Genomic DNA, 11353 nt, shown 5'->3' with positions numbered 1-11353 from the left:
ATCACCTGGTTTGCGATGTTTCGCTGAACGAAGATACTTCCCGGAGGAAGGTTTACGATTTCGTTAGCCGGCACACGACTGTCCGAGCATCCGATCCATAAATATTCGGGTGTTTGTCCTTTCGACAAGTTGTCAAAAAATGCAGGGTCTTTTGCCAATGTTTCTTCGACCCATGCTTTATTTCCTTCAAAAATTTCTTTCATATTCTGCTTTTTTTGGAGTTATTATTTCAATTTGAATGTTTTTGTCTACAGCGCGTATTTTGAAATCTTCGATAGACTCCACAATATCGTTCGCTAAAAATTTTGCTTCACTTTGATCAATGATCACTTTGACATCATTTGGAATTTTCAAAAGTGTTTCAATCAATGAAGCCTTGTTTAAAAATGTCATATGCTCTGTTAACCGAATGCGGTAAACACCCTCCTCTACCGAAAGGTAGTGAGATAATTTATAATTATAGTATAGGATTACTAAAAAAGAAACGCCCAATCCGATTGCAATTCCAATCAATAAATCGGTGAAAAGAATCCCCACGATCGTTGAAATAAACGGAAGGAATTGAAGCCATCCTTCTTTGTAAACTTTTTTAAACAAGCTTGGTTTCGCCAGTTTAAATCCTACCTGAATCAAAATCGCAGCTAAAGAAGCATACGGCACATAGCTAAACACCCCGGGAATCGACAATACGGCAACCGCGATCAGAACCCCGTGAAGAATTGTTGCAAGTTTATTCGTTCCACCGGAATTGACATTGGCAGAAGTACGCACAACCACCTGTGTAACCGGTAATCCACCGATCAAACCCGAAGCAACGTTTCCAACCCCCTGAGCCAATAATTCCCTGTTTCCGGAAGTAATCCGTTTTTTGTTATCCAGTTTATCCGATGCATCGAGGCTCAGAAGCGTTTCCAGACTTGCTACTACAGCTAAAGTTGCTGCAACAACATAAATCTTGTAGTTTCCCAGCTGGCTGAAATCCGGGAAGGTGAACAATTCCTGAAAATCTTTACCGCTGATTCCCAGGTCCACCCGGTGTTTCGGAATTAAATTCCAGGATGTGTTTTCCAGAAAAATAGTTGCCAGGATTCCAAGCACCACCACTACCAAAGGACCGGGAACGAACTTCAGAAACGTTTTTTGAATCCGCTTCTGCTCCCACAGAATCAAAACGAGGATGGAAACAGCACAGATTACCAGGGCCTGAACCGTAATGTAATTGAAACTGTAAAAGAGTTCGGAAAAGGTATTGTGTCCGTCGGCCTGCAGGAATGCTTCGTCCCCTTCAAAATCGGCATCATAACCCACTGCGTGAGGAATTTGCTTGAAGATGATTAACAACCCGATCGCGGCTAACATTCCTTTAATGACTACGTTAGGAAAGTAGAAGGAAATGAAGCCGGCTCTGATTAGCCCTAATATAATTTGAAAAATTCCTGCAAAAACAACTGCTGCGAGAAACAATTCGAACGAACCTAAATCACCGATCGCTGTGGCTACGATCGCCGTTAAACCGGCAGCCGGACCGGATACGCCGATAGCAGATCCGGAAATTGCTCCGACGACAACACCACCGATAATTCCGGCGATCAACCCTGAGAATACTGGTGCCTCAGAGGCTAGGGCAATTCCTAAACACAAAGGAACGGCCACTAGAAAAACAACAAGACCCGCAGGAACATCCTGCTTCCAGGTCTGAAATAAATTTTTCATGGAAAATTGTTAAGAAAATAAACGAATAACTAAGAGTGTTTAGCTGAGTTCATTAACAATTTCGGGAGGGTTTTCCAGGGGGACTTTTTCGGAACCGATCGTTTTGTCGGAAATGATTGAAAAAGGTGTTTTTTCAATCAGTGTGAAATCCATTTTCATGGGAGCAAGAGAAGTGCCTTCAGCAAGATGAAGTTCTTCCTCCATCATATTGAGTCCTCTTTTGCTGCTGTTATTCTTTTTGTTCGTATCGGAATCTCTTTCCGTCTCATCTTCTTCAGACGACATGTTCATAGAAACTTTTCGATCCATGAAAGTCCAGACGAAGTTACCCACCAGGTTACTACCTAGTGCCAGCAAACAGACGAACGAAAAGAATCGAATACTTTTATACACGGTGTAAATATAGTTACTTCAAGACAAGTAATTGGGGAAAATATGCTGGTTTTTTTGTTAAAAAAACCATATTGAGTTCGTGAATGACAGTGTTTAATTATTGTCTTTCAACTAATTTAGCTGAAATTTAAGAGGACTTTAAAACAAGGTTTTTTTATTCTGTCTGAAAGCGGTATACTGTGTGGAAATAGAATAGAAAATGAGTAATTTAATAGAATTGATACCCTTTGTTTTAAAGAGTGCGGAACAAAAATGAATCTATGACAAAAGCAGATTTTCGTCAAAAATATAAAGAGATGAGATTGGGGCTTTCTCCGGGAGAAATAGAACGGCTTTCGGAAATCATCGTTGAACAGACGCTGACTCATTTTCAACTGTCTGAAAAAACAATTTCCTTGTTTCTTCCAATTGAAAGGCAACGGGAGATAAATACCTACCTGCTTTGGGAAAGAGCAATGGGAATCGGCGCAACGGTGGCCATTCCCAAAACAAATTTCGAAACGATGGAAATGCGCCATTATTTGTTTGAGTCGACGGATCAGCTGGAAGTCAACCAAAAAGGAATTCCTGAACCCAAAAAAGGAAAAGTGATTGCTTCGGATCGTTTCGACATGGTTTTTGTTCCGCTTTTGGCTGCAGATGCAAAAGGAAACAGGGTGGGCTATGGAAAAGGTTTTTACGATCGCTTTCTGAGAAAGTGTTCGCCGGGCTGTTTGTTTATCGGATTGCATTATTTTGATGTGGAAAGCAAAATTGATGATGTTTTGCCGAAGGATATCCGCTTGAATGCCTTGGTTACTCCAACAAAAGTGTTGCGTTTCGACTGATTGAATTAAAATCGGACTTTGTCCGGAGAAATACAGAATATATTCAAAACCACTGAAGTTGTTTTCATCGAAAGAGGAAACAATTTCGGTAGAATTTGCGTTTAAGAAGTGTGAAACATTGGATACTATTCATAGTGATGATTTTTGGTTGTTCATTTTCAGAAGTGAGACAACCTGCCTCTAAGGTGGTTTTCGGTGTGAAAATTTCCACGGGAGCCAACTCATCTTTGGTTAGTTTTGTAGCCATGAGGTATTCCGATGACGGTGTTTTAAGAGCAAAACGGATTTACACCAGTAAAGATGAATTCATTAAAGTGCTGAGTGGTTATTGGCCAAGCCCGTTCAATCCGCAAAAAAGAGACTATTTCAAAGAAAATAAAGTGATGGGCGGCGTTTTTGTGAACGATACCATCCGGATCGAAGTCGGTTATTGCCCGGCATTGGATAGCTTGTGGAAAATCCGCTTTTCCGATTGGCCCTACAAAGGCATGAATCAGGCCGGATGGAGTATGAATAAATCGCGCCCGGGCTTGAAGCAGGAAGAATACCTTTCAAAAAGATACAACATCAAACAACTGGATTTTGATTATATTGTAGATACTAATTTCTGGAATTTGTTGTACGATGTGACGGATTCCACATGGATCAGCAATTACAAATTTATAAACTGAGGTGGAGAATAACGAAAGTGAGTTGTTGCACGAACGACTGAAGGAATTGAGTTGTTTGTATGATATTGCCAAGATCACATTGGATGCATCGAAGTCTTTTGACGAAATCATCGGTGAAATTGTTCAGCGTATTCCGAAAGCCTGGCAGTTTGAGGCAGATGCGGTGTGCCATATTCAGATTCGCACCGTTTGGTACAAATCTTCTGAAGCACCCGAAGAACATGTGCTCCAGGAGCAATTGATCCGGATCGAAGGACAGGGAATTGGTCGGCTGCGCATTTTTTATCCCTCACCGAAATATTCGGAAGCCGATTTTTTGGAAGAAGAATACCGCCTGTTGGAAAAACTGGCACTCGATTTATCGCTTTTTATCGAACGACAGGAAATCAAATCGCGGGAATTGAGATACCTGGAAAGCCTGAGGCATCACGACCGGTTGAAAGTACTCGGGGAAATTACCGGTGGAATTGCACATGAATTAAATACTCCGCTTGGAAGTATTCTCGGATTTTCGCAGTTGATCATGGACGATTCGAAGGACGAAGCAACCTTGTCTGATGCTCAAAAGATCATGAATGCGGCCATGCACGCACGCGAAGTGGTAAAAAAACTGATGTATTTCTCCTGCGAATTGCCGCAGCGTTTGGAATTTATTTCCTTCAATCAATTGATTAAGGATACGCTTGTTTTGATCGGTCCTTACCTGGAAAGCAAAAAAATCCGCCTGGAAACCCGCTTGTCAGAAAAACCGATTTCAATTCAATTGGATACGGTTCAGATTACACAGGTCGTATTCAACCTGGTCAATAATGCTTTGCATGCATCCGGTTTAAATGGCAAAATATTCATTGAAACTTGCGATAAAGGAGAAAATGCAGAGTTGATCGTGCAGGATTTCGGAACAGGAATGTCGGAAGAAACAGTGGCTCAGATTTTCGAACCGTTTTTCACAACCAAAGAGGTTGGAGAAGGAATGGGCTTAGGGCTGAGTGTTGTTCATGGAATTGTAAAATCCCACAAAGGAAGTATTTTTGTAAAGTCGAAACCCGGTGAAGGAACCGTATTTCGCATTGTTCTGCCCAAAAAGCAATCATCATGAAAGGAGAAAGTGTTTTAGTTGTTGACGATTCATTGGAAATGTTGGAATTGCTCCAGCGGCAACTAAAAGCAATGCACTTCATTACTTTCCAGGCAAGCAATGTGCACGATGCCATTGAGGTGCTGAAACACACGTCTGTTGATTTATTGATCACCGACCTGCAAATGCCCGAAGTAAACGGAATGCAGCTGGTTCATTATGTAAAAGAGCATTATCCCGAACTGCCGGTTTTGGTTGTAACGGGATATCCTTCGATTTCCGGAGCTGTAGAAGCCCTGAAATCCGGAGTGATTGATTACCTGGTAAAGCCTTTTACACAGTTAGAGCTGAGTCAGTCGGTGGAAAACTGCCTTCTGAAGAACCGGAAAGAAAAACGCCAGATCAAGACCGAGGAAAAACTTGATAACCCAAGCCCTTTTGCTGTTTTGGGGATGATTGGCCGTTCCGAATCCATGAAACGCCTGGCAGAAGTCATTCAGTTGATTAAAAATAATACGGCAACTGTGTTGATCGAAGGAGAAAGCGGAACCGGGAAAGAATTGGTTGCCCGCGCGATTCATTACAGTGGCCGGCGTTCCAAAGCACCTTTTATCAGCGTAAACTGCGGGGCAATCCCGGAAAATTTACTGGAAAGTGAATTGTTTGGATTCCTGAAAGGATCTTTTACCGGGGCAATGGAAAACCGCGTTGGTTTTTTCCAGGCGGCAAATACCGGAACCATTTTCCTCGATGAGATCGGAAATGCGTCCCATAATGTGCAAAGCCGTTTATTGCGCGTGCTCCAGGAAAAGGAAATTACGATGATCGGTTCTTCGAAAGCACAGAAGATTGACGTTCGGATTATTGCGGCAACCAATGCCGGTTTGCAGCAGATGGTTCGCCAGGGAACCTTCCGCGAAGATTTGTATTACCGCTTGAATGTGGTAAACATTGAAATGCCGCCGTTGAGAGAACGAAAAGACGATATTCCCCTCTTGGTTCACTTCTTTTTGCGGAAACACGGTGCTGAATTCGACCGGACACCTGAAATTTCACAACAAGCTTTGGATATTTTGATTCGTCACAGCTGGCCGGGGAATGTTCGGGAACTGGAAAATGTCATTCAACGATCCTTAATTATGGGTCGCGGAAGCATTGATGTGAAAAATTTATCGGATTATTTAAAAGTTCAGGCACCTAAAAATAGTGGAACCCACCAAGCCGAATTCCTGACCCTCAAAGAACAGGAAAAAGAGTACATTCTGAAAGTACTCGATTCGGTTGATCAGAACAAAACGAAAGCAGCTGAAATTTTGGGAATCGACCGCAAAACACTGGGGCAAAAGATCAAATAATTCCCGGGTAATTTTTACGCAGTGGGGAATTTTTACCCGCTTCATGTTTCCTCATTTATTTCTTTTAAATCTTAAATTCCGTTGGTTCACAATGCTTTGCGTACCAACTTCAGTCCTTTGTTCAGATTTTGGCACGCTTTCTGAAAACAGCCTGTCAACGATTTTAAGTTGAATGATGAATCGATATGGGAAAGGAATTTGCGAGTCCTGTCATTTCGCAAAAAACTGCACTTTGCACGCTCCGGGAGAATCAACCTGGGAGTGTTCTGAATACGAACCCCTGGTCGTTTTTTCAGAAATTCAAAGTATGTTTTTGAAGTCTCCGGCCTATCGGGATGTGGCAGCAAACGATAGTACTTTATGCAATCATTGCGATCAAAAGAATTCTTGTTGCTATTATTCACCGGAAATCTTCATCTTTACCTGCGAAAATTATCAATAATCAAATGATATGATGACAAAAGAACAAAAAGCACCTCGAATGATTGATAGCGTTCGTCAGCAATTTGAGAAAGCTGCCGATGCAATGAATTTGAATGCAGACATTCGCAAGATTTTGGGGCAAACAAACAATGAATTAGTAGTTCATTTTCCTGTGCGGTTGGATAACGGATCTGTAGAAGTGTTTACAGGTTACCGCGTACAGCACAACAATGCATTAGGTCCGTACAAAGGTGGACTTCGTTATCATCCGGAAATCGAATTGGATGATGCAAAAGCGTTGGCAATTTGGATGACATGGAAAACTTCATTGGCAGGATTGCCGTACGGTGGAGGAAAAGGTGGAATTCAAATTGACCCGTCGAAATACTCCAAGGCGGAATTAGAGCGTATTACACGTCGTTTTACGCATGCTTTGGGAGATAACATCGGGCCGGAATACGATATTCCTGCACCGGATGTAAATACCAATTCACAAATCATGGCTTGGATCGCAGATACGTACATGTCGACAAAGCAGCCGAATGAGCGTTCCAAATATTCACATGTTGTTACCGGAAAACCGGTGAATTCAGGAGGCCTTCGCGGACGTGACCGCGCAACAGGATTCGGAGTAGTCGTTACTTTGAAAGCTTGGGCAAACTGGAGAAAGACATCGCTTGAAGGAAAAAAATACATCGTTCAGGGATTTGGAAACGTGGGGCAGTGGGCTTCTGTTTTCATGCAGGAGAACGGAGCCGTTTTAACGGCGGTTCAGGATGCTTCCGGTTCAATCTACAACGCAAACGGAATTGATCCCCTGGATTTGTTGGACTACATGAAAAACAATAACGGAGCAATTGCAAACTATCCGAAAGCAGTTGCAATGCCGAATGAGGACTTCTTCTCAGTAGATTGTGATGTATGTATTCCTGCAGCTTTAGGAAATCAGATTACCAATTTGAATGCTGATTCCATCAAGGCGAAAGTAATTGCTGAAGGAGCAAACGGCCCTACAACGCCGGAAGGAGAAGCAGTTTTGCGTGAGAAAGGTGTTGATATCATCCCGGATATTCTATGTAATTCCGGAGGTGTGATCGGAAGTTATTTCGAATGGCTTCAGAACAGAAGCGGTGAAATCTGGGAATTTGAAGACGTAATCACACGTTTGGAAAAGAAAATGTTGGATTCGTTTAATCGTGTTGTTCGCACGGCTGAAGAATACAAGGCAGATTTCCGCACGGCAGCTTATATCGAAGCGATCAAACGCATTGAGTTAACGTATAACGAGCGTGGAGTTTTCCCATAATTTTTAACAAAAAGAATGAAAATAGGAATTCTGAAAGAACAGGGTGAAGAAACAAGAACAGCAATTGTTCCATCTGTCGTTCAAAGATTAATAAAAGAATTGTCTTTCGAAGTTTACTTCGAAAGCGGTACTGGTGAGAAAGCGGGGTTTTCAAATGACGACTACATCAAAGCGGGAGCGGTTTTGATGGGTCGCGATGAAATGATACAATTACTTGACATAATTACGTTCATCAACCCATTTGATTCCCCCTTTCAATCAGACTCTGAAAAGATGTTTGTTTCGATGATGAACCCCCTGTTTCGGACAGATGAGGTAGAAAAATTAAAGAAACCAAATCTAAGCGTTTACAGCTTAGATTTGGTTCCAAGAAGTACGAAAGCGCAGTCTATGGATGTTTTATCATCCATAGCTTCTCTTTCGGGATACAAAGCTGTCATCAAAGCTGCTGAATTGTATGGTTCGGTGCTGCCAATGTTTACAACTGCTGCCGGAACAATCCGTCCCGCAAGAGTTTTAATCCTTGGAGCAGGAGTTGCCGGATTACAGGCAATTGCAACAGCAAGAAGATTGGGGGCTATTGTACATGTTTTTGATGTAAGAAGTTCAGCAAAAGAAGAAGTAAAAAGTTTGGGTGCAAATTTCATTGAAGTGGAAGGAGCAGCCGAAAGTGCAAGCGCAGGAGGATACGCAATCGAACAATCCGAAGCATACCTGGAAAAACAGCGTGCGCTGATTGATCAGTACGTTTCCGAATCATCCATTGTGATTACAACGGCAAATATCCCGGGAAGAAGAGCGCCTCTATTGATTGAAAAATCAAGTGTGGAGAAAATGAAGAAAGGTTCGGTAATCATTGATTTGGCTTCCGAACAAGGTGGAAACTGTGCATTGACGGAAGACGGAAAAACGATCTCACACAACGGTGTCAGTATCCTGGGGAATTCGTATTTATCGAGAGAACTGGCTCAAACAGCCTCTCAGTTGCTTGCAACCAATTACTTCAACTTCTTAAAACATTACCAGCAAGTTGATTCCGCTTCACGTTCGGAAGATCCGATTCTGAAAGGAAGCCGGTTGATCGAAGACGGAGAAATTGTGAACGAACGATTAGTATCATTAGTTAAAGAAATAGTATGTTAGACTTTATTACTGGAAATCAGGCGCCACTTTATTTTATTCTGTTGTGTATCTTTTTGGGAATCGAAATTATTTCGAATGTTCCGGCAATTTTGCACACACCATTGATGTCAGGAGCAAATGCAATCCACGGAGTGATTTTAGCAGGAGCTATTATTACGATGTATCATGTTCCTTCCGATGATTATCTCAATCTCACTTTGGGATTCATCGCAGTACTTTTGGGAACCCTCAATATCTCAGGAGGATTCTTCGTGACAGGCCGCATTCTGTCTATGTTTTCAAAAAAGAAATAAGAGACCTAAAGGCTTTTATACACCGTTTTCAATTAAATTAATATGACAATTTTACTGGAAGTAAGTTACTTCCTGGCGATGATCTCATTCATTGTCGGGCTGAAATTTCTGAGCTCGCCTCAGTTTGCCAAACGAGGAAATATTATTGCCGGATTAGGGATGACCCTGGCAATTGTTGCAACCGTCATTCATGCATTTTACGGCGGCCCTGTAACGATTAACCTGATTTTGATCATCGTTGCAATTTTGTTGGGAACCGTTCTTGGAAAACGCATGTCCGATAAAGCGGAAATGACAAAAATGCCCCAGTTGGTTTCGTATTTCAATGCGATGGGTGGTGGTTGTGCCTTGTTGCTCGGAATTATCGAAGGACAGCAATTGGCGCATGCTCCGGAAGTAGATCGCACGGCAGCGGTTATTTTGATGACTGCCATGATGATCGGTGCCACTTCTTTTTCAGGAAGTATTGTGGCTTACCTGAAGTTATCCGGAAAGCTGAAAGATATTCGTACACGATTCGTGTCTGTTTCATCACGGGTTTTACTACTTGCAATGGTCGCGATTCCTTTCCTGGTTTCATTTGATGTGTTGCATTTGACCCTGATCCAGGAAATCGCGGTTTTGGGAGTCCTGGCAAGTATTTACGGATTGGTTTTCGTGTTCCCGATCGGTGGAGCGGATATGCCGGTAGTAATTTCTCTTTTAAACTCCTTGACGGGAGTTGCCACCGCATTGGCAGGAATTATGTTCCACAACCTGTTGATGATCTCAGGAGGAATTTTCGTGGGGTCTGCGGGTGTTTTACTGACCTTGTTGATGTGTAAGGCAATGAATCGTTCGTTGTGGAATGTATTGGCCGGAAATTTCAAAGGAGCTTCTATCGGATCACAATCTTCGGAAGTTGAAATGGAAATTAAACGCACTTCGATCGGTGAATTGGCAACCAACCTGGCTTTTTCAAGCAAGGTGGCAATCATTCCGGGCTACGGTTTGGCAGTTGCACAGGCACAGCATCTTTGCACACAGCTGGAACAGGTGTTGGAATCCAAAGGAATCGAAGTAGATTATATCATTCATCCGGTAGCAGGAAGAATGCCCGGACATATGAACGTACTTCTTGCGGAAGCAGATGTTCACTACGACAAATTGAAAGAAATGGAAGAAGTGAACGATCAGATGTCGACCTACGATATTTCCATTGTGATCGGGGCAAATGACGTGGTAAATCCTGCAGCAGAAAACGATGCTTCCAGTCCGATCTACGGAATGCCGATTATTAAGGCATATGATTCGAGACAGGTGGTTGTGATCAAGCGGGGAATGAGTAAAGGATATGCAGGAGTTGAAAATCATTTGTTCGGTGAGGACAATTGTACCCTTCTTTTTGCGGATGCGAAAGACGCATTATCCGGAATTATTGGAGAATTAAAAACACTGAGCTTTTAGCTATGAAGTATTCGAGTATTGTTTTAGATAAAAAGGAGTATGAACTCATCTCTGAGTTGATCCATCCGATTACAGAGTCAGCCAATCTGATGAACAGTTGTATTTCACGCTTGAAGCAAGAGTTGAAAACGGCCAGATTGATTGATGAAACGGAAGCGTTTCCGGAAGATGTGATTCGTTTGAACAGCATCGTAGATGTCAATACACCTTTTGGAATTATGAAAATTCAATTGGTATTGCCTGAAAATTCCAATTCAGAGCAAAAACGCATCTCTATTCTGACTCCTATGGGTTCGGCTTTGATCGGCTATGCTGAAACAGATCGAATCATGTGGGAATTTCCCAATGGAATTCAGGAAGTCGAGATTTTAAAGGTTTCTCACTCTCAATTTTGATAGTTATGGTTGCGATAAGGAAATGAGTGTTTCCGTTAGTTAGTTTTTGAGATTTAAGAGCCACCATAATTAACAAAAAACCCCGAATTGTATTTATGACAGTTCGGGGTTATTTTTTGGACGCATCTGAAGATTGAGGATAATTCCGGCTTATTTAAAGGATATACCACCTGTATCAAAGACAACCATACCGCGTAAATAAACCAATAATAAGGCATAAATACTCCATAGATATAGCATAGATATAGCATAGATATAGCATAGATATAGCATAGATATAGCATAGATATAGCGATGATTGTACCTAATT

Annotated in this window: 12 protein-coding genes; 9 read left to right on the top strand and 3 right to left on the bottom strand. The window is 42.0% G+C overall.

The window, feature by feature from the left end:
• From Q1V93_RS18005 to Q1V93_RS17995, 3 genes are all read right to left on the bottom strand, one after another.
• Positions 1 to 203, bottom strand: a 203-nt coding sequence (locus Q1V93_RS18005) for a carbonic anhydrase (protein WP_300666580.1), incomplete at its 3' end; no start/stop codon positions are given.
• Positions 187 to 1713 carry a SulP family inorganic anion transporter gene (locus Q1V93_RS18000; protein ID WP_300666578.1) on the bottom strand — a complete coding sequence of 509 codons (1527 nt, stop codon included), beginning with the start codon at positions 1711 to 1713 and terminating at the stop codon, positions 187 to 189. The genes Q1V93_RS18005 and Q1V93_RS18000, both read right to left, overlap by 17 nt.
• Before the next feature lie 39 nt (positions 1714 to 1752).
• Complete coding sequence (locus Q1V93_RS17995) at positions 1753 to 2106, bottom strand: hypothetical protein (protein ID WP_300666576.1); 354 nt, start codon at positions 2104 to 2106, stop codon at positions 1753 to 1755.
• 260 nt (positions 2107 to 2366) lie between these two features.
• Here Q1V93_RS17995 and Q1V93_RS17990 point away from each other — a divergent pair, with 260 nt between their 5' ends.
• The 9 genes from Q1V93_RS17990 to Q1V93_RS17950 all read left to right on the top strand — a co-directional run bounded on the left by Q1V93_RS17990 (position 2367) and on the right by Q1V93_RS17950 (position 11043).
• Positions 2367 to 2933, top strand: a complete 567-nt coding sequence (locus Q1V93_RS17990) for a 5-formyltetrahydrofolate cyclo-ligase (RefSeq protein WP_300666575.1) — start codon at positions 2367 to 2369, stop codon at positions 2931 to 2933.
• Between the two features lie 164 nt (positions 2934 to 3097).
• Positions 3098 to 3604 carry a hypothetical protein gene (locus Q1V93_RS17985; RefSeq protein WP_300666573.1) on the top strand — a complete coding sequence of 169 codons (507 nt, stop codon included), beginning with the start codon at positions 3098 to 3100 and terminating at the stop codon, positions 3602 to 3604.
• Between the two features lies 1 nt (position 3605).
• Entirely contained in the window at positions 3606 to 4703 is a 1098-nt protein-coding gene (locus Q1V93_RS17980) for a HAMP domain-containing sensor histidine kinase (protein WP_300666572.1), read from the top strand.
• Positions 4700 to 6037 (top strand): sigma-54 dependent transcriptional regulator, encoded by a 1338-nt coding sequence (locus Q1V93_RS17975; protein WP_300666571.1) that lies wholly within the window; start codon positions 4700 to 4702, stop codon positions 6035 to 6037. The genes Q1V93_RS17980 and Q1V93_RS17975 overlap by 4 nt, the downstream gene beginning before the upstream one ends.
• 451 nt (positions 6038 to 6488) lie before the next feature.
• Positions 6489 to 7766, top strand: coding sequence for a Glu/Leu/Phe/Val dehydrogenase (locus Q1V93_RS17970; RefSeq protein ID WP_300666569.1), 1278 nt, complete (start codon positions 6489 to 6491; stop codon positions 7764 to 7766).
• A 15-nt stretch (positions 7767 to 7781) separates the two neighbouring features.
• Entirely contained in the window at positions 7782 to 8909 is a 1128-nt protein-coding gene (locus tag Q1V93_RS17965; RefSeq protein ID WP_300666568.1) for an NAD(P) transhydrogenase subunit alpha, read from the top strand.
• On the top strand, positions 8903 to 9202 hold the full coding sequence (locus Q1V93_RS17960) for an NAD(P) transhydrogenase subunit alpha (RefSeq protein ID WP_300666567.1): 300 nt from the start codon (positions 8903 to 8905) through the stop codon (positions 9200 to 9202). The genes Q1V93_RS17965 and Q1V93_RS17960 overlap by 7 nt, the downstream gene beginning before the upstream one ends.
• Before the next feature lie 42 nt (positions 9203 to 9244).
• The gene (locus Q1V93_RS17955; RefSeq protein ID WP_300666566.1) at positions 9245 to 10648 is read left to right on the top strand and encodes an NAD(P)(+) transhydrogenase (Re/Si-specific) subunit beta; all 1404 of its coding nucleotides are present in this window, start codon (positions 9245 to 9247) and stop codon (positions 10646 to 10648) included.
• A gap of 2 nt (positions 10649 to 10650) precedes the next feature.
• Complete coding sequence (locus Q1V93_RS17950; RefSeq protein ID WP_300666565.1) at positions 10651 to 11043, top strand: GreA/GreB family elongation factor; 393 nt, start codon at positions 10651 to 10653, stop codon at positions 11041 to 11043.
• Positions 11044 to 11353: the final 310 nt, after the last annotated feature.

This window comes from Fluviicola sp., assembly GCF_030151805.1.
Classification (GTDB): Bacteria; Bacteroidota; Bacteroidia; order Flavobacteriales_D; family Crocinitomicaceae; genus Fluviicola.
The sequence above is the reverse complement of the archived record's forward strand: the minus strand, read 5'-3'. Positions and strand labels throughout refer to the sequence as shown.